Annotated in this window: 20 protein-coding genes; 11 read left to right on the top strand and 9 right to left on the bottom strand. The window is 57.1% G+C overall.

Annotation, left to right across the window (positions count from 1 at the left end; translation table 11 throughout):
• Window positions 1-383: 383 nt before the first annotated feature.
• The 4 genes from CIT26_RS06990 (at window position 384) to CIT26_RS07005 (ending at window position 5,473) form a co-directional block, all read left to right on the top strand.
• Window positions 384-1,103 carry a Crp/Fnr family transcriptional regulator gene (locus tag CIT26_RS06990; RefSeq protein WP_095491877.1) on the top strand — a complete coding sequence of 240 codons (720 nt, stop codon included), beginning with the start codon at window positions 384-386 and terminating at the stop codon, window positions 1,101-1,103.
• A gap of 409 nt (window positions 1,104-1,512) precedes the next feature.
• Window positions 1,513-2,283, top strand: a complete 771-nt coding sequence (locus tag CIT26_RS06995) for a response regulator transcription factor (RefSeq protein ID WP_095491878.1) — start codon at window positions 1,513-1,515, stop codon at window positions 2,281-2,283.
• Between the two features lie 55 nt (window positions 2,284-2,338).
• On the top strand, window positions 2,339-4,285 hold the full coding sequence (locus CIT26_RS07000) for a GNVR domain-containing protein (RefSeq protein ID WP_245319214.1): 1,947 nt from the start codon (window positions 2,339-2,341) through the stop codon (window positions 4,283-4,285).
• Between the two features lie 321 nt (window positions 4,286-4,606).
• Entirely contained in the window at window positions 4,607-5,473 is an 867-nt protein-coding gene (locus CIT26_RS07005) for a sugar transferase (protein WP_245319215.1), read from the top strand.
• A gap of 76 nt (window positions 5,474-5,549) precedes the next feature.
• Here CIT26_RS07005 and CIT26_RS07010 read toward each other — a convergent pair whose 3' ends face one another.
• Window positions 5,550-5,789: a hypothetical protein gene (locus tag CIT26_RS07010; RefSeq protein WP_143747798.1), complete on the bottom strand. Its 240-nt coding sequence runs from the start codon at window positions 5,787-5,789 to the stop codon at window positions 5,550-5,552.
• Window positions 5,790-5,942: 153 nt separating this feature from the next.
• Between CIT26_RS07010 and CIT26_RS07015 the strand changes: the two genes are divergently transcribed.
• Complete coding sequence (locus CIT26_RS07015) at window positions 5,943-7,421, top strand: hypothetical protein (RefSeq protein ID WP_206072732.1); 1,479 nt, start codon at window positions 5,943-5,945, stop codon at window positions 7,419-7,421.
• Window positions 7,422-7,433: 12 nt separating this feature from the next.
• On the opposite strand, the gene CIT26_RS07020 is transcribed toward CIT26_RS07015, so the two are convergent.
• From CIT26_RS07020 to CIT26_RS07030, 3 genes are all read right to left on the bottom strand, one after another.
• On the bottom strand, window positions 7,434-8,207 hold the full coding sequence (locus tag CIT26_RS07020; RefSeq protein WP_095491880.1) for a TylF/MycF/NovP-related O-methyltransferase: 774 nt from the start codon (window positions 8,205-8,207) through the stop codon (window positions 7,434-7,436).
• Window positions 8,208-8,344: 137 nt separating this feature from the next.
• On the bottom strand, window positions 8,345-9,778 hold the full coding sequence (locus CIT26_RS07025) for a polysaccharide biosynthesis/export family protein (RefSeq protein WP_095491881.1): 1,434 nt from the start codon (window positions 9,776-9,778) through the stop codon (window positions 8,345-8,347).
• A 14-nt stretch (window positions 9,779-9,792) separates the two neighbouring features.
• On the bottom strand, window positions 9,793-10,659 hold the full coding sequence (locus CIT26_RS07030) for a glycosyltransferase family 2 protein (protein WP_095491882.1): 867 nt from the start codon (window positions 10,657-10,659) through the stop codon (window positions 9,793-9,795).
• A 341-nt stretch (window positions 10,660-11,000) separates the two neighbouring features.
• Here CIT26_RS07030 and CIT26_RS07035 point away from each other — a divergent pair, with 341 nt between their 5' ends.
• From CIT26_RS07035 to CIT26_RS07050, 4 genes are all read left to right on the top strand, one after another.
• On the top strand, window positions 11,001-12,281 hold the full coding sequence (locus CIT26_RS07035; RefSeq protein ID WP_425350326.1) for a glycosyltransferase: 1,281 nt from the start codon (window positions 11,001-11,003) through the stop codon (window positions 12,279-12,281).
• Between the two features lie 233 nt (window positions 12,282-12,514).
• On the top strand, window positions 12,515-13,498 hold the full coding sequence (locus CIT26_RS07040; RefSeq protein ID WP_167391308.1) for a class I SAM-dependent methyltransferase: 984 nt from the start codon (window positions 12,515-12,517) through the stop codon (window positions 13,496-13,498).
• A 30-nt stretch (window positions 13,499-13,528) separates the two neighbouring features.
• Window positions 13,529-14,488 (top strand): glycosyltransferase family 2 protein, encoded by a 960-nt coding sequence (locus CIT26_RS07045; RefSeq protein WP_095491885.1) that lies wholly within the window; start codon window positions 13,529-13,531, stop codon window positions 14,486-14,488.
• A 40-nt stretch (window positions 14,489-14,528) separates the two neighbouring features.
• Window positions 14,529-15,584, top strand: a complete 1,056-nt coding sequence (locus CIT26_RS07050; RefSeq protein ID WP_143747799.1) for a DUF707 domain-containing protein — start codon at window positions 14,529-14,531, stop codon at window positions 15,582-15,584.
• Here CIT26_RS07050 and CIT26_RS07055 read toward each other — a convergent pair.
• From CIT26_RS07055 to rfbF, 5 genes are all read right to left on the bottom strand, one after another.
• Window positions 15,571-16,743 carry an acyltransferase family protein gene (locus CIT26_RS07055; protein ID WP_095491886.1) on the bottom strand — a complete coding sequence of 391 codons (1,173 nt, stop codon included), beginning with the start codon at window positions 16,741-16,743 and terminating at the stop codon, window positions 15,571-15,573. The two genes, CIT26_RS07050 and CIT26_RS07055, sit on opposite strands and share 14 nt — an antisense overlap.
• 145 nt (window positions 16,744-16,888) lie before the next feature.
• Window positions 16,889-18,109: a class I SAM-dependent methyltransferase gene (locus tag CIT26_RS07060; protein WP_245319217.1), complete on the bottom strand. Its 1,221-nt coding sequence runs from the start codon at window positions 18,107-18,109 to the stop codon at window positions 16,889-16,891.
• Window positions 18,106-19,359, bottom strand: a complete 1,254-nt coding sequence (locus tag CIT26_RS07065; protein WP_245319220.1) for a class I SAM-dependent methyltransferase — start codon at window positions 19,357-19,359, stop codon at window positions 18,106-18,108. Before CIT26_RS07065 ends, CIT26_RS07060 begins: the two co-directional genes overlap by 4 nt.
• A gap of 19 nt (window positions 19,360-19,378) precedes the next feature.
• Window positions 19,379-20,422 (bottom strand): NAD-dependent epimerase/dehydratase family protein, encoded by a 1,044-nt coding sequence (locus tag CIT26_RS07070; protein ID WP_095491887.1) that lies wholly within the window; start codon window positions 20,420-20,422, stop codon window positions 19,379-19,381.
• Window positions 20,358-21,197, bottom strand: a complete 840-nt coding sequence (gene rfbF, locus CIT26_RS07075) for a glucose-1-phosphate cytidylyltransferase (RefSeq protein WP_077381112.1) — start codon at window positions 21,195-21,197, stop codon at window positions 20,358-20,360. Before rfbF ends, CIT26_RS07070 begins: the two co-directional genes overlap by 65 nt.
• Before the next feature lie 710 nt (window positions 21,198-21,907).
• Between rfbF and CIT26_RS37400 the strand changes: the two genes are divergently transcribed.
• Both CIT26_RS37400 and CIT26_RS07090 read left to right on the top strand, forming a co-directional pair.
• On the top strand, window positions 21,908-21,970 hold the full coding sequence (locus tag CIT26_RS37400) for a hypothetical protein (RefSeq protein WP_245319224.1): 63 nt from the start codon (window positions 21,908-21,910) through the stop codon (window positions 21,968-21,970).
• 146 nt (window positions 21,971-22,116) lie between these two features.
• Window positions 22,117-22,392 carry a hypothetical protein gene (locus CIT26_RS07090; protein WP_095491890.1) on the top strand — a complete coding sequence of 92 codons (276 nt, stop codon included), beginning with the start codon at window positions 22,117-22,119 and terminating at the stop codon, window positions 22,390-22,392.
• Window positions 22,393-22,455: the final 63 nt, after the last annotated feature.

Consider the following 22,455-nt stretch of genomic DNA (forward strand, 5'->3'; position numbering starts at 1 on the left):
GATTGAACGACCGGGCGGTTCGCGCCGGACAACGTCAGCGCGACATCAAGTCAGCAGCGATGCTTGGCTTGCAGTCGGTACGGCGAGCCAGTCACACCGAAGGTCGTAAGCGATCCGTAAGCGTGCGTGTTCGAAAGTTGCACGGTGAGTGGCTGGTGCCGCCGGAGGCCTTGCCATTCGAATGGATGGTGCAGAGAGTCGGTCAAACTTTATGATGAATTTCGGGTCCTACTGCGCTCGATCAGGCGTGATCCTTGCCTTTTTGTGAGAGTGCAGCGCAATATCACCCATTGGTTGTAGCCCGCGCAGGGTACTCAACATGTCAAAGCTGGAGTACGTTTTTGCGTAGGGAGGTTATCTAGGGGAGGATTGGCGGGGTTCGAATGACGTATGCTACAAGCCTTTCATTGAGTGAGAATGAACACCGGCCGACGTCAGCCGCAGTCAAAAGCGACGATAAGGCGTATATCAAGGCGCTAGGCTTCGTGCCAAAGCGATATGCGGCGGAAACCGATATCGTCAATCAGGGCGAGGACGGCGATCGCGTCTTCATAATCGAGTCTGGCTGGGGATGCATTTCTCATGATCTTGCCGGTGGACAGCGACAGATTTTGGACTTTGCCCTGAAGGGCGACATTGTCCGGCCACAGACGTACTCGGGCACTGCTCTTGAGACATTTGTGGCTCAAACCGACCTTGCGGTGTTAGAAGCCTCGACCAAGACACTTGCTCTTGGCGCAGCGAAGTCGCCCTACATAGCCTCCCTTTTTCTCGAAACTCTCGCGCGCCAGAGAGCGATTGTTGCCCAACACCTAACCAATGTAGGTCGACGCAGCGCCTTGGCGCGTACAGCGCACCTGCTGCTCGAACTGAGAGCGCGATTGGAGCGCGTCGGCGCTGTCAGCCGCACTGGCTATGCATGCCCTCTCACCCAGTACGACCTCGCGGACGCGCTCGGGCTGACGCCCGTCCATGTCAATCGAATGCTGCGGGAATTGCGGGAACGCGGGTTTCTGGAGTTCCGCCAAGGTCATGTCCGCGTGCTGGATCGACTGGGCGTAACGAAATTTGCCGAGTTCGATGACAGGTATATCGATGGTTGACACTTACATTGGCGCACGACGCAAAGGCGGCGCGACGCGCCTCAAAGCCGCACTGCCATCGGCGAGGCCGGCTGTCATTACGGACGGCGCCAACCCGCGCCTGACAAGCAACGCGAGGTCCAGATTCCAGTCGGTGTGTTCTCTGATACCCTCCTTCATAGACCAAATGAATTAGGCCAAGTGAAGGAGTAAAAATTTTTTACGTTTTGTTAACCTAAATTAGTGAAGGCACATCTTTTGGCCGATAAACATTATTGACGGGATAGTGCTGTTCCATGGCGGGGCTTGGGAATCCCATAGTTATAGTGAAGGCGACGCGAACAGAACATCGCTCGTGGGAAATAGTATTTGCCTGAAGTCCATCTCGTACTGGTCTCGAAACGTGGGTAAAAGTTTGGGGAGTAAGTTCATGGTTCCGACAATTCAAATGGATAGCAAATCACCCGGTGCACTGGAATTCGTATCGCGGACGACCGGGAATGGAATACATCTTCATAGACACGGCTTAGCCGAATCCTGCCTGGCTCTGCTGGATGAGCGAGTGCTTGACCGACAATGTCTTGCGCAATGCCTGACCGCCTATGGCATCGGGAAGGAAATCCTGTCGTTCAATTCGATCGAAGAGTGGCGGCATCAAGAGAATGCACTGTCGACGTCGGCGATTCTGCTGAACGTGGGCAGCCGAAAGGTGACAGACGCAAAGACCGGCAGCGAAATCGCCGATCTCGTGAATGAGGCCCACCCGGTTCCAGTGCTGATTTTGGCCGATACCGACGATTTAGAGCAGATTCTGAAGGCGTTGAATTATGGCGCAAAAGCCTATATCCCGTCGTCGATTCGTTTCGAGATCTGTGTTGAAGCCGTAAATCTTGTCCTTGCCGGTGGCACATTTGTCCCTGCAAGCAGTGTGCTTGCCCAGCACAAGGCAATCGACACGGGCGTCGATGTGACAAGGCCCATGGCGAGCGTGTTCACGGAGCGGCAAGAAGAGGTCGTCCAGGCTCTCAGGCGTGGGAAGGCGAACAAGATAATCGCTCATGAGCTCAACCTCCGAGAGAGCACGGTCAAGGTTCACATCCGCAACATCATGAAGAAGCTGAAGGCGACGAACAGGACGGAGGTCGTCTACAAGCTCAATGAGATGTTTCCTGGCGTCCACGTGTTGAGCCGACCGAGCTAAACGGTTTTGTCGTCATGACCGTGGCACGGCTGCATGCTCGCAATGGGGCCCGTCGGTGGCGATCCTGCTCGACCGTTGCAGTTCGCCGCTCTTTTTGTTGCAGATTTGGATTGAAGCCATGCTAGACCGGCCGTTGGCGGCAATAGCTCACAAGCCATGGCTTGGGGCGGACGCCGCGCAGGACTTTATCAGCCTCGCTGACGTTGTTTCATTTGTTCGGCAGTACCTTTTCTCGATTCTGGCGTTCATCGTCGCCGGAATCGTTTGCGCCACGTTTTACTTTGCTACCTCGGATTCTATTTATGCCGCGCGAACCCAGATCCTGATCGAACCAAAGATACCCAGAAACCTTCAGCAGCAACCCGCCGAAGTGAATCTGTCGCTCGATACCGCTCAGGTCGAGAGCCAGCTCGCAGTTCTGCGCTCCCAGAAGATCGCGATGATGGTGATCGATGACCTTGGACTCATGGACAATCCAACGTTCAGGGATATGCACGGTCCGACCATCGGCGAGAGGTTTCACAGGGCTTGGATGAGTGTCGTTGAGGCCGGCGGGCTCGATACCAGCTATGCCGCGTTGACCAATTTCTTCCAACGAGTGCTGCCCGGGCCGGATCGAATCCAAACCAATAGTCCGCAGCTGGAATCCGAGCGTCGGCGTAGCGCGGTGGAGATTTTCAACGATGGCCTGGATGTCCAGCGTGTCGGTGTCTCGTATGCAATAGACATTTCGTTCCAGTCTCTGGACCCGGCATTGGCGGCACGCATCGCAAACGCCACAGCGGAGGCGTTCGTGCGTGAGCAAGTGCAAACGACAACAAAAGCGGCCGGCGAAGGCATCGCATGGTTGGAAAGGCGGATGCGGGAGGTCGGCGATCAGATGAACAGGGCGACCAGGGTCGCCCAGGAGTTTCGCGCGAAACACGACTACAGCATAGGTCAGGACGAGACGCCCATCGAGGGACAGGGTCTCGCGCCCAGCGAAGAACAGCCAACACGCCAGACTACGCTAGAGCAGTTGGAAGTTACAGCCGACACCTATCGCAAGATGTATGAAAGCCTGCTCGGGGCGTATACGAACTCGGTCGACCAGCAACCTTATCTGATCGCCAATGCTCGTGTCATTACATCCGCAACGAGCCCAAAGAAAGCAAGTCGGCCGCGCAAGACGCTGATCCTCGCCTTTGGCGCACTTGCCGGAATGGTGGCTGGCATCGGATTTGCCGTGGCGCGGCGCGGCCTCGATCGGAACGTGAGGACCCCGCATCAGATCCGCCGCGAACTGGGCCTGGCCTGTATCGGAGAATTGCCGCCGGTCAGTTTCAGGCGGGGTGGTTTTGGCCGGCTTGATGAGGTGCTCAAGAATCCGGACTCTTCATTCAGCGGCAGCCTCAGGAGCGTCAAGGCGATCATGGGCTTGGCAGTAGCCACCCCTTCAAGACGTCGCATCGGAATCACATCCGTGTCCCCCGGTGATGGAAAGAGCACCGTTGTAAGCAATCTGGCGGCCCTGTGTGGAGTGTCGGGCACAACGACCCTCGTGATCAACGCCGACCATAGGTCGGCACTGGCCAACGAACTTCTCTTGTCCTCCGATCTCAACGTGATCGATGGAGAGTCCGGGAGCCCCAAAAATATCGGCAAGCAAATCCAGTTTGTTGAAAAGACATCGTTTTATTACTTGAAGAACGATGTGTCGAATTCGACGAACTTGCTTGTTCCCGATAATATGGAGAAACTACTGAGCGACGTTGACGCCTACAGCGTGGTCATTGTTGAGCTCCCACCGTTTAGTTCAGGTGCCGAAGGGCTTGCTGTCTGCCCGCTTCTTGATGGCGTGATTGTGGTGGCGCAGTGGGGCGTGACGCCGCTTGATCAACTGGAAGACCTGACGCAGACACTCAAAAACACCAATTCGTCCGTCCTTGGCGTGTTGATGACACGTGTTCGTTCTGTTTCGGCTCATCGTTACCGGAAGCGCGCAGGCCAAGCACCGCGCTGACATCCTGTCTTCCTCGCGGCGGTGTCAGTCGAGCGCGAGCCCAGCGGCAAGTCTCGACACCGCCTGTCAATTCGAACACCTGCCTGTCAAAACGAATCTGCGCCCCTGGCAGGGCAGCGCAGAGAACGGCAGGTCGAACGATCGATTCCGATATCGTGCCACATTGGACGGAGCAGCCATTCGTCCGTACCCAGCCTAGCATCTTAGGGGTAGCCCCCGCTGCCAATCATCCCCAATCTACCACCTTTTCCCTGCTTGCCGGAGATCATCCGTCGTTGACAAAATGCAAACGAAAACAGCTGAAATCGAGCGCAAGCGAAAATGTCCAACGTGATCGAAAGCAACCTGCGGCACTGCGATGACTTGGCTATTGAAGACTGGGCCATTCTGGTCGGAGCCAGGCCTGCGGCGACATTGCCTCTTCGGCTTGAAAGCGGCGCGGCCGCCACATCGAACACGCCAGACCTTTCGTCGCCTCAACTCAACGCAAGCCATGACAATGGCACCGTTTCGCTTGAGCCGGATATGCAAACGGCAAGCATTGAAGATGATGCGCGGGGCGACCGCCGACAGCCGCTCGGCGGTTGGGCCAAGAGGTTGCTGGATCTGATGGTAGCCTCGACAGCGCTCATCCTGGCCAGTCCGATCCTGGTTCTGATCCCGCTACTGATCAAGGCCACCACAGGCGGTCCGGTGCTGTTCGTTCACCGGCGTATTGGATTCAACGGAAAGGCCTTCGACTGCTACAAGTTCCGCACCATGGTACCGAATGCCGAGGAGGTGCTCGAACGGCATCTGAGCTGCAATCCACAAGCCGCCCAGGAATGGGCAGCCAACCAGAAACTGAAGTGCGATCCGCGTATCCTGTTTCTCGGAAACATGCTTCGCAAATCGAGCCTGGATGAGTTGCCGCAGCTGTTCAACATCCTGCGTGGTGACATGAGTTGCGTCGGTCCGCGACCTGTCGTTGCCGACGAATTGCAACGCTATGGCGCCGCATCGTACGAATATTTGAAGACGCGGCCAGGACTGACCGGCCTCTGGCAGATAAACGGGAGAAACATGACCGAGTATTCACATCGCGTTTTACTGGATACGCAGTACGTTCGGACATGGTCTCTGCGCCGCGATCTTTCGATCCTGATGCGGACAATACCGGCCATCATGAAGTTTGATCAGACCTCCTGAACTTTGCTATGTCAGGGGGGTGGTGCAGCAGGAACCACCTCAAGGGATTGGCGCCCGCAAGGGATTGCCGCCCACCCTATTGTCGCCTTGGGCGGTGCCGCAGCACGGCAATTGCAAGGCCGACCAGATAGGCAATTTGGGTGACGACAACAAGATAAAACGTCGAGCGGATGGTGCTTTGAACAGACAGGTGAAGAAAACTGCCTCCAGCGATGCTGCCGACGATCACCACCAAGGTCGCCACCATCAGCGCCGGCGCGCGCAGCGTAAGCCCTATTATCAGGGCAACACCCGCAACGCCGACAATGGCAAGCAACACAGCGACCTCCTCCCAGGGGCAATTTACGCCGCGCAAGACCAACCCTGTCCCAAGGAAATCAGAGTCGCTCGTTTTTGTGAAGCCAACCATTTAGCTCAGTGGTTCCGGCGGCGCCGTCAGGGTCTGAATCATTGATGGTCGGAGTGTGAAATGCAGGTTTCGCTCGTTGGGGCACTGATTTGCACGGGACTCCTGGCCCTCGTCGTTTATATGCGCTGGTCGCTGATCACTGCACTGATTGCCTCTCTGGCTTTTGGTGCGACGGCAATCGGGACAATAACCTCGCTTGGCGGTTCATCGCCGCTTATCTTTACCGTCTTTGATATGCTCGTGATAGTAGCCGCGCTGGCTCGACGGGGAATCTGGAGAGAAATAGGAGCGGTCTTCGTTCGTATAGGTGCAGCATGGATCGTCTGCGCGCTCATGATCTATGTCTGCATCGGAGCGCTGTTATTTCCGAGGCTCTTTGCAGGGCAGACAAGCGCTTTTGTCGCATCCCGCACCGGCAGGGGCGTCTACGAAGCGGCCTTGGCGCCGGTATCGGCCAATATCTCTCAGGCGGGATACTTTGTTCTGGGAGGGCTGACGTTCCTGGCGGCCTGTCTGCTGCTTCAGCGCAGCGGCACGTTAGCCGACATCAGGCGAGGCTTCTTCCTTTGGTTCAGCTTGCACGTGTTCATGGGCATTTTGGATTTGTTGGGCAAAGTGATCGGCGCCGGCGACATCCTCGCCCCGATTCGTACGGCCAACTACGCCATGCTGACGCAAGTCACGGAAGCAGGATTTTGGCGGATCGCGGGGGCGTTTTCAGAGGCATCGTCGTTCGGTGGGGCATCGCTGGCAGGGCTGGCGTTCACCTACACCTATTGGCGCAAGACCGGATCCAAATTTGCATTGGGGTTAGGAGTGGCCCTTTTTGTTCTCCTGCTGCTGTCGACATCGTCGACCGCCTATGTCGGTCTTGCAATCGTAAGCGTGCCCGTCGTCTTTTCCATCGTGAAGTCGCTCGCTTCAGGTCGGCTGAGGTGGGGGGAGGCACTGCTTATCGCGTTGCTACCGCCCTTGCTCCTCTCCGCGATGGCCGCCAGTCTGTTCTATCCGCATTTCTTAGATCCGGTCTTGCAGCTTGTCGACAACACGGTAATCAACAAAGTCACATCAGCCTCCGGCCAGGAGCGCAGCTACTGGAACTACAAAAGCCTGCAGTCTTTCTTCGATACAGGAGGGCTGGGAGTCGGGTTGGGAAGCTCGCGGGCCTCGAGTTGGCCGATCGCGGTGCTTTCCCAGTTGGGGCTGTTCGGCACCGCGATGATGACAGTTCTGTTGGCAATGCTGGCGCGGGGGATGCGGGGTGGCCGCGTCGGTCGCATCGATCCCGAGATCGACGCGATCGCGTCGAGTGTCCGCGCTTGCGCCTTATCGGCGCTCGTGGCCGGATCCCTGGCAAGTGGCGGCGCCGACCCGGGTATCGTGTTCTTGATTCCTCTCGCTGTCGTTCTTGTCAGCCGGCTGTTGCCAGTTGAAGACGACAGTGTTGCTGAGGCTCCTGTAAGGACGCTCCGGCATTCGCCCGATTCCAGCGAACACGTGATTCAATCGCAGGTCGGCACTGTTCCCGGCCGCGCCTAAAGCGATATAGGCTCAGAGCTTTCGGAAGTATCCATGAGCTCCGAAACCCATAGTGCTATCGAATCCACCATACAAAAGCGCAACCTTTTCGGGTTTATCGCTAAAGAACTCGTCGCAGGCCTTCTTTACCCCCGGATAGAGATCGACCGAGTCGAACAATCCAGGATCACTGTAGTCGTCTATCAGACATGCAGCACCCTTTGATAGGCGAGGATATACATACTCCAAGCTGACCTTGACCGAGTCGTATAGGTCACCATCCAGATGCGCAAATGCAATTTTGTCCGGCAACTGTGTGGGAAGCGTATCTTCGAACCATCCCTGGTGAAGAATAGGCTGCCGAAGATTCAAACGCTTGAAGTTTGCCATGAGCGCATCCTTCGTAGTGGCCATGTCGCCCTTGTGAGCGTTGGCGTGGCCGTCTTCGGCACTGGCGTTCGGGAGACCTTCGAAGCTGTCATACAAGTGAAGGTTCCTGCTTGGATCGTAGTGCTGAAGTATGCGTTGGAATACCACGGCTGACTTGCCTTCGTGGCATCCCAATTCACAGAAGTCTCCAGGTACGTTGTAGAAAAGCGCTGCGCCTGCCAAGTGATACATGTCCATTCTCTGTTCAACACTGGTCATCCAGCCCGTGCGAACAGGTGGTGCGAGGACGAGATTTATTCCAAGTTTTCGGAGAACCTTGTTGGCAAAGCGAACCGTCTGAGACTTGGATGGCTTCTGTTGAATCCATTCATCGAACGTGTTGGTCAAGAAGACGTTCGGTAGTTCAGTTGCTTGCATAGCGAAGTCTCTTTTCCTATAAAAGAGCGCGATGGCGATAGAGCCATATAGTGCGTGTATTGGTCAAGGAAGTTGCCTGATCTACATCAAGCAGTCGCGCGCTTATACCTAATCCTTCTAGCAAAACCCGCCGGGGGCTACGGAATGCCTACAGTATCGCCGGCGGTTTCTGCCTTGAGTTCTATTCTCGGCGCCTCGTGCCGCTCGGTCGATGTCAGGTCCAGCGCGCCCGTTTCATCCGGAGCCAGTGGTATTTCAACCTTGATCGTGTCTCCGGGCTCTACGGCACTCGTTTCGTTAGCTTGGATTTGCACTGTCGCGCCATCCGCCGACGGTCGGAAAATCGTGTAGATCGGCGCAGCCAGATCCGCGTCGGCTCGGCGGGCAAGAAGGGTCGGGGCGGATACCGCCGACTCGTACAATAGCCGCCTTGCTGTTTCTGTCCTGCTTTCGAGAGCATCGAGCTCAGCTTGCGTTTGACGCAGGTCGATCGTTACCTCATTTTTCCGCCCGTCCTCGAGCTCGAGAATTGATATGTCTGTTTTACTGATTTCCTGACGCCCGCGCAGCAGACTGGTTTCCGCCGACAACCTCTCGCTCTGCGCCTGGGCAAGGGCCCGCTCTAGAGAAAATTCCCGCGGCGCCGCCGCAAGACCTTTGACCACCAGCGCCGAAACCGCTGTCAACTCTTTCTGGATTGAGCCGATCTGCTTGTCGAGGAAAACGAGTTGCGCTTCCAGCGAGGCCAGTTCCTTCTGGAGGAACTCACGCAGACCATGGAGCGCCTTGATCTGAGTGTCCAATCCCTCGCTGCGCGCTTGGAAGATCAAGCGCTCCTGCTTCAAGAGCATAGCAAAGACGTCGTCCTGAATACGCGACGTCAACTGGACCGGAAACTTAATGTCGCTGGCATGCGAGAGTTCCGCCTCGAGTCGTGCCTTGCGAGCGAGGAGACTGGCCTCGCTCAGTCTAAGCAGGCTCACATCCCCTTGGCCCTGGATCACTTCGCGCTCGAACCTGGCATCCCTGTCCTCTCGGGTCCGCAACCCGCCCGCGATGCTCAATGCCTGCAAGACGGTCAGTCCGGGCCGGTATGCGAATTCTCCCGACTGCGTCACCTTGCCGACAACATAGAACGGTCGGAACTGGACGATTTCCACCGCCGTATTCGGTTTTCGCGCAAGGCCGACACTTTTCATCAGCCTGTCGCCGATGGAGTTCGCAATCTCGCCGGTGGTGAGGCCGGCAGCCTTGATTTCACCGACCAGCGGCAGCGAAACGGAGCCGTTGGGACCGACCGTGTATTCGTCGTTGAGAGCATCCCAGCCAAATATCGTGTCGCGCGACGCACGCCACTCGTAGACCTTGACGCGCAGCTTGTCTTGCGGGCCGAGCACATAGTCTCTGGCGTTTGCAGCCGAAACACCCAACATGCAGGCCAGGGACATCCCCGCCGACACCACGACGTGGAGAAAGCGCCAAGCGCCGCGATCGGACAGCTTGCCCAGGCACCGAACTCGGTGATTTGAACGAGCGCCGCTGTTGACGGAAAAGGGCAGTTCCTCGAACATCACTTACCTCTGCACTAGATCTTCAGAATATATTCGGGCTCCACCCGGCCCCTTGCGACATGTGAAAGGGCCAGGAGATTGCCGCGCAGTCGCCCTCGCCGGTCGACATAGGGTTCCGGCCAGAGGCTGCGCGCGAGATTGGCGAGCAGATTTTTGCCCATCAATCTAAGTGCGAACATCGATGGAACGGTCCCTTTGCGGACGAGGTAGATCGGATTCGCCACCTGGGAATAGCCGAAGCGAATGCCGTTTACGCGACCGCTCTTGATGCCGAGATGAACCCCGCGGATCGACCGCAAACAGACGACCCGCCCTCTGGCTCTCAACTGGCTGGTGAAATCAACGTCTTCCTGCCACCCATAGAGTACAAGCCGTTCGTCGAAGCGCAGGCCGCCGATGAATGCCGCCCTGATCGACATGTTGCATCCATAGGCGCTGAGTTGGTCCACCCCACGCGTTTCGGTCGTTGGGCCGGCTTCGCGAAGCGCCTGGATACCCTCGTCCCACGTGAGCCCTGCAGTCGTCGCACCGTCCTTCAGCACGTTTCCAGTCACCACTGCCCAGTCGGACTGCTGCTTGAACGCCTTCGATACGCCTTCGAGATAGTCGTCCGCAGGAATGAAATCGTCGTCGAAAAAGGTGATTATGTCGAAACGGTCGCCTGCGATATCGAGGGCGATGTTGCGTTGCGCCGGCAAGCCGGTTTTTCCGAATACGCGCGATACAGGAAACCGGCAAACTATGTTGTTGGGAGTATGATCGGCGTCAGGAGCCGAGACTATCACCGCGTCAGGGAGCAGGGTCTGTCGCTCAAGCTGTGCGAGAAGCCGAGCCACATGTTCCCTGCGACCAAACGTTGCGACGATAACAGCCACTTTCATCGACGATCAACTCTCCTCGCGGGCAATGGATGCAGATACGGCGCGCGACCACTGCTTGCGAAGTGAGCGCGCTATGATCCTAATCCGCCGGTCGCGCCGATACAGCCTGCGCATAAGGTTAGCGTTGAGGCGTGCTTAGGCCCATCGAAGTAGGAGACGTACCTCGTTGGAGTACATCCGGCCTCGGGAGGGTGCGGCGCTTAACCCGATAGGCAGCTTGTTTGGACGGGACGGACGACACACAGTCGCTGAGCATCCGGGCAACAAGAATTCCGGAAAAAGGTGCCAACATTCCGTGAGGGCAAAGCATGCGCCATGTGCGACAGCCGAAAGCAACCACCATGGTGGGCCGTGATGCCAAACATTTGCGATCCATCAGCAAGACGCCATTTGCCGCGATAGACCGCAACGCCCGCATCGCCGTCGTGCATGATTGGTGCCCCAACTTTCGGGGAGGGGAGCAGGTCCTTGCTCGGATCTGCAAGACTTTTCCGAGAGCCGAGGTCTTCACCCTCTTTGATTTTCTCCCGAAGGAAATCAAGGAAGAGTATTTTCCAGGCGTAATTTTCCACGTTTCCGGCATGAATCGACTTCCGTTCGTGGAAAAGTACTACAGGTCACTTTTCTTTCTGTGTCCGTTTATGATCGAACAATTTGATGTCACAGGTTATGACGCGGTAATTTCCTCTTCGGCCGCATTCTCTCGAGGCGTTCTGACTCGCCCAGACCAACTACACCTGTGCTATGTGCACAGTCCGGTGCGGTATGCGTGGGACGAACAATTCTCCTATTTGCAGCAAGCCGGCTTGGGATTTGGACCAAAAGGTCTTGCCTTTCGTTACATGCTTCACAGGCTGCGGACCTGGGACACCCGAACGGCACATGGTCCTGACCTGATGCTGGCAAACTCGAATTATGTCCGCTCTCGAATCGAACGGATTTACGGCCGCGACGCGCGGGTAGTCCATCCGCCCGTCGCCATCGAGGATCTTAAACTCGTGGTCAACAAGGATGACTACTACGTCACGGCCGCGTTCCACGCCCCGTATAAGCGTACGGATCTGATAATCGAGGCGTTCAGCAAAACGCCGTCGCGTCGCCTGGTTGTTGTAGGCGACGAAGTACAATCCAAGCATCTGCGATCGCTTGCCGGCTCCAACATAGTCTTCACCGGTTATCTGCCGCGGCATGAATACATCGAAAGAATCGCCAATGCTCGTGCGATGGTGTTCGCTGGATGCGAGGATTTCGGGATAACGCTTGCCGAGGCCCAGGCGTGCGGCACGCCATTGATCGCCTTCGGCCGCGGAGGTGCGCGCGACATTGTCCGGCCGCTTGGCGAGAGCGCCCATCCGACAGGTGTGCTCTTCGACCGTCAGGCCGTCGATTCCGTAGCTGGGGCCATTGATCTATTCGAGAAAAATGCGCTGTCCATTACGCCGCACGCCTGTCGCATGAACGCGACCCGGTTCTCCGAGGAAAGATTCGACCTGGCGATTCTCGACGCCCTCGGCCTGGCCCAGTCTGTCCAACTCGCTCGCGCAACCGAGTACAATGAACTCTTCGGAGCCGAGAGTTCGCGCGATATAACCGGTTCACTTATCGAGCCAATTCTACAATGAATTCATTTGACCTTCACATGGCAAGCAACAGAAAAACGCTTCGACCGGCCGCGTGCCCATGCTGCTCGGCGCCAGTCAGCCGGTCAATCTACCGGGTCGAATCCATCCCGGTGCATAGTTGCGTCCTGCTGAACTCGGCCCGAGAAGCGCACGCCTTTCCCCGCCGCGACCTTGACCTCGCATTTTGCGAGGCATGCGGATTCATATTCAACAGGGCCTTTGACGAAACGATCATGGGTTACTCGACCAATTTCGAGGAATCCCAGCATTTTTCCAGCACCTTCAACAATTTCGCGAGGGGACTTGCACGCGAGATCGCACAAAAATGCGCGATAGCCGGCAAGCACGTGTTGGAGATCGGCTGCGGCAAGGGTGAATTTCTCCGCGAACTTTGCATATCGGGCGGCGCCACCGGGCTCGGCATCGATCCAGCTTATCGAGCCGACAAGGGCCGCAATGACGAGTACGGCGACGTCAAGATCATCGTCGATTTTTTCGGACCGGACTACCAGCATCTCCAGGCGGATACGGTCCTCTGTCGCCACACGCTCGAACACGTAAGCTCGGTTTCGAGTTTCGTGCGACTGATCCGCAAGATGATCGGCAAAAGGACCCAGGATTGGGCCGTCTTCGAAACGCCTGATGCAAAACGTGTGCTCGTCGAGAGCGCGTTCTGGGACATTTACTACGAGCATTGCTCCTATTTCAGTCCTGGCGCGCACGCGCGCCTGTTTCGCCAGGAAGGTTTCGACGTTACCGATCTGGAGCTCGTCTATGACAACCAGTACATCGTTCAGTATGCCCGGCCGTCGGCAGGCCGGACGACACCGAGACTACCGCTCGAGCACGATCTGGAAGTGATGCACCGTTTGGCGGAAACCTTTCCCGCCCGCGTGCGAGCCGTTCAGAATTCCTGGCAGGAGCGCATTCGCGCCGCGCACGCCGCCGGCCGGCGGGTCGTCCTGTGGGGCGGCGGCTCCAAGGCAGTGTCGTTCCTGACGACCTTGCAGCTTGGAGACGAAGTCTGGGCAGCAGTCGACATCAACCCTTACAAGCAAGGCAAGTTTACGCCCGGAACCGGTCACCCGGTCATTGCGCCTAGCGACCTGTTGGACACTCCGCCAGACCTGGTCATCGTCATGAATCCGATATACCTGAATGAAGTGGCGCAATCCTTGAAAGCGCTGGACCTGCGACCCGAAATCGTCGCGGTCTGATCGCACTTTCGTTAAAGAAGAATCCGGAAAATGGAACATTCCAAGTCGCCGCAAGTGTCCCTTGGTATGCCGGTTTACAACGGCGAGAATTTCGTCGCCGAGGCGATCCAGTCGATCCTTGAGCAGGACTTCGATGATTTCGAACTTGTCATCACCGACAATGCTTCGACAGATAGAACAGCCGATATATGTCTGGAATACGCGCAGCGGGACAAGCGCGTCCGCTATGTCCGAAACGCACGCAATTTAGGGGCCGCGGCCAATTTCAATCGAGCTTTCGAATTGAGCTCGGGCGCATATTTCAAGTGGTGCGCACACGATGACGTCTTGGGCAGCGGTTTCCTGATGGACTGCGTGCGTGCGCTCGACAACGATGCCCGCCATGTCATTGCCTATCCGCGCTTGTTGGGTATCGACGGGACCGGGCAGCTGACTTCCTATGTCGAAAGGGTGCTGCCGGACATGCAAGGATCGTCGCCCGCGTCCCGCTTCCGGTTGATGGTTGCTGCGCACGGATGGGATGCGGCGATGTTCGGCCTTTGGCGTCGGGAGTCGTTAGCTAAAACGACACTGCACGAACCCTACTACGGCTCCGACTGTGCGCTTCTGGCCGAGATGGCTCTTCTCGGGACGTTTGTTCACGCCCCCAACGCGATACTATACAGCCGCGACCATCCGACGCGCTCGGTGCGGTTGCCGAGCTCCGAACGATTGGCTTGGCAAAATCCTGGCGGCTCTAATGCGAATGCGTTTGAATTGTCGAGGCGGCTAAAACACCTCGTCGCGATTGCATATCGGCACAGGCGCACAGCACCGCTGGGTATGACACTGTTTCATCTGGTTGCATGGATCTTGGATCCGCTGCTCATCGCGAGATTTTGCCTGGAACTTGTGGGCGTTGTTTCTCCGAAGCTTCGTACCAAGCTCCGCGGCGCTGGGCTGGGAGCGCTGAAACGCATTCATGCCGCCTCAAACCGATCTCCTGGCTAGAAACGAGTGATCCGGTGCGACGCCCGCCGGGAGGCTTTGAATGAACCTTCGCCAAGTCACGCCCGCGGCCGCAGCAGTGTCAGCCTTCCGAAAATTGCCGGAGGGCTCGGGCAAGAGAAATCTGGTGATCGTCCGGGCCGGGCGTAGCTCTTTGCATGCCGGCTGGACTGAGGGGACGGGCGAAGCCGACTTCGATCTTCTCGTCGTCGCCTACGAGCCTGGCGTCTCCCATGGACAGAACGATTTCAGCGTATTTCTGCCGGGGCGCAAGATCGCAGGGTATCATGCCTTGTTTCAATGCTACCCTGAAATTGTGACGCGGTATGATCTCATTGCATTGATCGACGATGACATCGAGGCGACAAAGCTGGACCTGAATCGTCTGTTCGCCATCGGCCGCCAATATAAATTAGATCTGTTTCAGCCAGCGCTGTCTTGGGACAGCTATTTCTCCTACGCAGCGACACTTGTCAGCGGCAAGCGATACGTGTTGCGATATACCAACACGGTCGAGATGATGTGTCCGGTGTTCAGCGCCAGGTGCCTGCAAACGGCGTTGAAATTATTCGGGCTTGGCTACGAGACGGGAATAGACCTTCTTTGGACCCGCCTGACTGACATGCCTTGGTTGCGTTACGCCATAGTTGACGACGTCGTTGTAAGACACACGCGGCCGGTCGGGACAACAAAGTCGCTTCAAGGGTTCGCTGCCAACGAGCGTTACGACGTGCAGGTTGATGCTGTGCTGAAGAGGTTCGGCGCTGCGTTTCGCGGGTTCGTAACCTATGCAGCGGTCGACCAGCGCGGGCAGTTCGTCCGGTCTCGCTTTCTGATCGGGCTCAACTCCCTGTTGCTTTGGCGGGCGCTGTCCAAGACGCCACTTAAATGGGCGCAGTTTATGCGCCGCTCGACCGACTATACGCGACACTGCTGGCTGAGGCCGGTCAACCTGCAACGGATCGACGTCGATGGAGTGGTAAAGTCAGGCCGTCAGCCGCAAAGGGTGGGTCGCCGTATGCCACCGCCTGGATCTACCGAGCGTCCGTCCACCCGCTCATCCGGAAAATCGCAAGGTACTGATTTCACGTCATATTAGATTGTGAGTCAGACTCTAAGGCATCTGGCCTTTGGACTTTCCGGGTAGTCCCCATCACAGTTTCCTCGGTAATGGCGCGCGGCTGCATGGGAGGCGGTGCCACAAACAGCCTGGCGAGGCGTTGGTAGATGCCGAGGTCACCAGCGAAAGGACGCTCAAGCAGATGATAGGTTGCGAAACCCACGGCAACCGCCGCCGCCATGGTGGCGGGCGCGAGCAGGGCGCGAGCAGCGTCGTTCAACTCCAACCGATTGGCAAGGGCGATGACCGCCGCGATAAAGAAATAGTGTGACAGATATATCGAATAACTTGCGTCACCCGCACGTTGCATCAGTGGAGAGCCGATCCTTGTCCCAGATTGTTCCAGCCCGACTACTCCCGCCACGATCAAGCCGGATGCGATGCCGAACCTCAGGAAGGTATCGGTCGCTGGCGAGACGGGGAGGTCGCCGAAACCGATGACTTCCCCTCCAAAAGCGAGCCAAGAGACCCCGGCGGCGAGGCATACCCACCACCTCATGGGATTTCTGGCGATGCGCGCCGAATCGTGGAAGTAGCTCGCCGCCAGCACTCCCAATACGAAATCCATCAGGATTGGCCGCGTATAGAAAAAAGCCGCGACCCCATAATCGGAAAGGCCTCCAATGCTGTTTCCGATACCGGCAAGAGAGACGATAACAGCGGTGATCGCCATGAGCCTGGCGCGTTTGGGCAACAACAACGCGACTGCAAAAATGCTGTAAAAGAACATTTCGTAGTTCAAAGTCCAACCAAGATAGTAAATTGGGTAAAGGCTATCTGGCGTTTTCTCAAATGGAATAAAAATTAGAGATTTTGCGATTTGAGAAAGTTCTATTTGAGTGCTCTTTAAAACATCAGGCATGATCGCACTCAAAATCACCACAAGCATTGTGAAAAACGCATACAGAGGGGCCACCCTAAGGATACGCTTCCTGTAGAATTGAATGGGCCGTATGTTTTTATTTTGTGTCGTGCGGACCATGATGAATCCACTGATGACGAAAAATAGGTCCACCCCTCCGTATCCAAAACTCCTGAGCCAATGCGGAAGGACGTCGGTCACGATCAGTTCCTGGGTATGAACCCAGACCACCAACGTCGCGGCGATCGCCCGCATGACCTGAACATTGAAAACCATACCGGAAGGAGTCCCGACTTCAACGTGGGCTTGGGCTTTCCATTTTCCTCTCGTCGCTGCCTACAAGGCGGGCGCTCCAGTCAACCTAGACCGGATTGACATCGGTGGGATCACAGACGCAAAGCGCAAGCCGCAGATCGCCGAATTATGCCACAATGATCTCCGCTGAGAGACCGAGCTTGCATGCGGCCTGGGCCACTTCGTCTCGATAGAGCGGGTTCATCACGATGATTGACCGCAAGGGTCGGCCGCGCAGGCTCTCCGGCCCAACCACTGCTGTGCCTGTGCCTGGAGCAAAGCGCCCTTGCTTGTGCGGGTTGACGTCGACCAGAGCGCTTATCCGCGCCCCCTCGGGAACGACGTTGACGAAAGTGATACCCTTTGATCCCGCACCCCAGACAACGGTCTGCTCCGGGTCCCGTGTTGCAAGGTAGTTGCGCCACCAGGCGACCTTGTCGCGATAGGTCTGGTCGAAGCGGCGGACCAACTCATCAATCTTTCCAGGCCTGGAAGAATCGGCCGTCATCCCGGTTTCGACAGGCTTTGCTTCGATGAAGAGGTACTGGTCACCGAACGACGCGCCCTGGTACAGCACCTCGAAGCCTGCTGTCTGCATTGCTGCCCGCAGCGAGTGAGGCGTAAAATAGGAAACGTGCTCGTAGATCAGATCCCAAATTCCCATGTCGCGCAATGTATAGAGGGCATTAGGCACCTCGATGTAAAATACGGTGCTCGGCTCAACGCCTGGATGGGAGCGAAGCCCCTGCAGGAAGGCGATCGGGCTGGCTATGTGCTCCAGGACGTGACGGCAGGAGACGAAGTCAGGCTTGACGTCCGGATAGGCATCGCTGAACCAGTCATTGATGAACTCGACGCCGGCGACGTCGTCGCCCCGATTGTCTTCGAAGCTCCTGTCGAAACCAATGCCTCTGGCGCCGCTGGTTGAGCAAAGCCGTTTGAGGAAATCACCCTTGCCGCAACCGATATCGACGACCAATTTTCCGTCAAGTGCGTAAGCAGTGGACAGGCGACCCGCGAGATCCTCGACAAAGGCCACGAAGCGCGGCGAGAAATGCAGGGAGTTCTCGTAATTCTGCGTATAGCCGATCCGACCATCTTCGAACGCCGCGTTGAAGAAATGTTCACAATTGCGGCAAAACGCGAGAACGAATTGGCCAGTCGGTGCAGCAACGGCCGAGTTTGCGTCAGGGTGCAGGGAATTGCACGAAAATGGAATGGTGTCGAATGATACCGAGTGCAGCAGATTCCTCTGCCGACAGACAGGACAATCGCCGCGAAGACGCATCGAATTCGTCGCCGGTTCATGCGCCTCGGCGCAGGCAGCGCTTTGGACTTGCACGGTCACACGATCCGCGGGTTCGGCACGGGAACGATGAATTTTCCGCCCCTGGCTCGATATTCAGCCTGTTGTTCCATGATTTCATCGAGGAAATTCCAGGCAAGCACGAGAACGTAGTCAGGTTGGGCCTCCAAGAGAGCTTCCGTAGAACGGATCGGAATTTTCTGACCGGGCATGTGCTTGCCCTGTTTGTGAATGTTGCGATCTACGACGAAGTCGATCAGATCGCGTCCGATGCCAACCGTATTGATCAAGGTGGCGCCTTTGGCCGCCGCCCCATAGGCGGCGATTGAGGCGCCGCTGGCTTTCAGCCGGTGTAGCAATGTGGAGAGCTCGACTTTCAATTTGTCGACCGTCGCGGAAAAATCGAGATAGTAATCGATCGCGTCGATCCCTCGTGCTCTTTCATGAGCGATCTGGTTGGTGACGCTCGCTCCGACATGTTCCCGCATTTCGACATACAGGCGAAGTGAACCGCCATGAATCGACAAGTGTTTTACCTCGTTGAGATAAAGGCCATGGCGTCGAAACAGCTTGTCCAATGCCGTCACTGAAAAATAGCAGAGGTGCTCGTGGTAGATCGTGTCGAATTCGCAATGGTCGATCATTGGTTCGACATATGGCGCCTCGATCACCGCAACGCCGTCGTCCTTGAGCAACCGCGCAATGCCTGCAACAAAACCATTGGTGTCGGCCACGTGGGCGAGAACGTTGTTTGCGTGAATGACGTCGGCCCGCATCTCCTGTTGGCGAAGCTTCTCCGCCAGTTCACGGGAAAAAAAGGCCAGGCGTGTCGGCACGCCTATTTTCTCCGCAGCGGCGGCAGGTCCTTCGGCGGGGTCGATGCCGAGTACTGGTATCCCCGCCTCGACATAGTTCTTCAGGAGATAGCCGTCGTTACTCGCCAACTCGACCACAAAGCTGTTGGCATCCAAGTTACGACGCTCGATCAAGTCACGCGCATTGTCTCGGGAATGCCTCAGCAGCGCTTGAGAGAATGAGGAGTAATAGGGGTAAGCATCGGCAAACAGAATTCTCGGGTTAACCGTCTCCGTGATCTGTACCAAACTGCAATCACAACAGAAGGCGACGTTGAGTGGGAAGGCCGGCTCTTCCTGGTCATCGTCGACGCTCACGGGAAGCCGATCGGCAAGTGGCGTCGTGCCGAGCTTCAGGAACGTGTCGATGTGACTCCCGCCGCAGGAGCGGCAAACCTGCTCGGTTACAGATGCTGCACCAGCAATCATCATGGCCATGGCTCCCGGCTGTGTTTGCTCAAACCGCTACCGCAAACTGCGGCGTGCGGCGCAGATCGGTATCCAGTTCGCCATCTTGGATCAGCTTCTGCACATGGGCGATGCGCTTGAATCGCTCGCCCTCGAAATCCCCAAGTGCAAGGCCTGCTGCGCGAAATGTGTAATAGAGCTGTTCGATACCGCGCCGCGCCGTCCATTGCGGCTTAAAACCGTGCAGGCGACGACCAATATAGGTGCAGTCGACGCGATAGCACCGCTTGTCTGGCCCGGCGTCGGGCGCGAACTTCACGCGGCTGTCGGGAACGATCGTTTGCACCAACTCCGCGATCTCCCGAATCTGATAGTTTTCCGTGGTCAAGCCGACATTGAATGCCTCGTTGTGGACCAGCTCTCGCTCGGCTTCGAGTACCGCAATATAGGCCAGCGAAATGTCCTCAACATGGACGATCGGACGCCATGGCGAGCCGTCGCTCTTGAGATAGACCAGGCCGGTCGTGTAGGCCCAGGCGGTCAGGTTGTTAACCACGAGATCGAAGCGGATGCGAGGCGACAGGCCGTAGGCAGTGGAAGCACGCAGGAATGTCGGGCTGAACGATTGATCCGCCATCGGCGCGACCGCTCGCTCCACATTTGCCTTTGATGCGCCGTAAGGAGTAACCGGGTTGAAGGGAGCATCTTCAGTTAGAAAGCTGTCGCCGGCCGCGCCGTAATTGCTGCAAGAGGAGGCATATAGGAACCGCTGGACACCGGCGGCCTTGGCGAGCTGCGCAAGCCTGACTGAAGCGCCGCAGTTGATTTCCTCGGTAAGCAGGGGTCGGTAGTCCCCCAACGGATCGTTTGACAGTCCGGCGAGATGGATGATCGCGTCGAAGCCGGCGACGTCGTCGATTTCGATGTCACGGATGTCTTTCTCGATCGTCGGCACTTCGGCCAACGTCCCTACGAAAGTGCATGACCGGAAGATGTCGCTGTCTAGGCCCGTGACGTGATGGCCGCGTTCAAGCAGCATCGGAGTCAGGACGGAACCGATGTAGCCGAGGTGGCCTGTAACCAGAACTTTCATCGATCAATTCCCATGTTTTCCAGGGCGCCTGCCCGCTGTCCCACAATTTCTGAAGGAGATGCTTTTCGCGGATGGTGTCCATGCATTGCCAGAAGGATTCGTGGCGATATGCCATCAGTTGGCCGTCGGTTGCGAGCCGTTGCATTGGCGCGTGTTCGAACATGACGTCGTCGCCATCGATATAGTCCTTTATGCCCGGCTCGAGCACGAAGAAGGCGCCATTGATCCAACCCTCTGAGGCCTGTGGTTTTTCTGTGAAGTCTACAACGCGATGGCCATCGAATTCGATGTGCCCATAGCGTGCCGGCGGACGCACCGCCGTCATCGTTGCAAGCTTGCCATGCGACTTGTGGAAGGCGATCAGTTTATCAAGGTTGACGTCCGAAACGCCATCGCCCCAGGTGAGCATGAATGTCTCGTCGCCCATCCAGTCGATCAGGCGTTTTATGCGGCCGCCCGTCAGCGTATTCAGCCCCGTCTCCACAAGATCGACGGACCAATCAGGCAGCGAGTTCGAGTGGCGCTTGACGCTTCCCGATGCGGCATTCACAGTCAAGCTGCCATCGAATGCGACATAGTCGCTGAACCAGCGTTTGATGTATTCGCCCTTGTATCCCAGCGCGACGGCGAATTCGCGGTGTCCATAGGCATAGTAATGCATCATGATATGCCAAAGGATCGGCTTTGCTCCGATTTCGACCATTGGTTTCGGCCGGATTTCGGTTTCTTCCGCCAGCCGCGTTCCCAGTCCGCCAGCAAGAATTCCTACCTTCATTGTTTTCTCACCCCAGTCGCTTACTGTTTTTTGCTACCATGCCTAGGTCGGGTTGGACCACACCGAAGAACGGATGATCGGAATCATCGATGCGTGACGTCAGGCATACGATTGGGGCTATGCTCGATAGAGCGATGCATAAGGGGTCTCATCCATTCGACGTAGCAGACTGGCAGGCGTCGGCTGTCATCATGCACCCTATCCCGACGATGAGACGTTGGGATGTGGAGGGGGTCGCCAGCAAGAAGTTCAGCTCTGGCGCCGATATCCGGTTTATTTTCGTTACCGACGGGTCGGCATCCCATTCAGTTCGGCTTGATCACCCGTGAGGACGAAGCGATCGAGGCGGTTTGCCGGTTGGGCGGATCTGCTAAGATTTCTGCGTGTTCCCGACGGCATGGCTAAGCATCATGTCGGCAAGATCGAAGTCGCAATCGCTCAGTTGCTTTTCGCTGGCAAGCACGAAGCGTGTACGTCACTCATATGAAAGAGCCGCCTGCGGACCATATTGATGACCTCTTCGGGTTCGACCGAAAGCCTTCGACGATCTGCGCCGGTGCATGGCCCTGAGCCCCGAACTCGTCGCTGGGCGGCGGGAACCTCTCAAGCGTTGTCGGAGTGTTCTACTTTCCCATCCCCGACGACACGGCGGCGGGGCCGCGAACCCGCATTTGCCCTGAGCTTCTGACGAGCGGATCGCGTTCGCCGATATCGACGGCGACAGCCTGCTTGACCTTGCCGCCACGACCGGCAATGCAAAGGGGATCGCATAGTGGCGCAATCCGGGCGATGGCTCTGCCGATTGGGAGCGCCACGACGTCGCCAATGTGGCGCAATCCCGGCGACGTCGGGTCAAACTGGGAGCAGCAGGAAATCACCTCGCGTGGCTCCCTCAACGGTCTCTCGGAGACCGATATCAATGACAATGGCCGACCGGACCTCATCATGGGCGAGCACCGCGGCGCCCCTGCGCGTTTCTATCTGGCGCAATCTGGACGGGCGGTTCGTCGAGCAACTGGTCGGCGAAGGTTTGGAGAGCCATCTCGGCGCCCGCGCGGTCGACCTCGACGGCGACGGCGATCGCGAGTTCGTTTCAATTGGGTGGGATGCTCCCAGGATATCCATGTCTGGCGCAACGATCCCACCGTTCCATTGGACCGAAAGCCCGGCAGATACCCAGGGCTATCGCATTTGAGTCATGAGCTGGAAGAGATAAGCATCGTTCCAGCCTGCACGCATCATTTTGCCACGCATGGTA

This window comes from Mesorhizobium temperatum (assembly GCF_002284575.1).
Lineage (GTDB): Bacteria > Pseudomonadota > Alphaproteobacteria > Rhizobiales > Rhizobiaceae > Mesorhizobium > Mesorhizobium temperatum.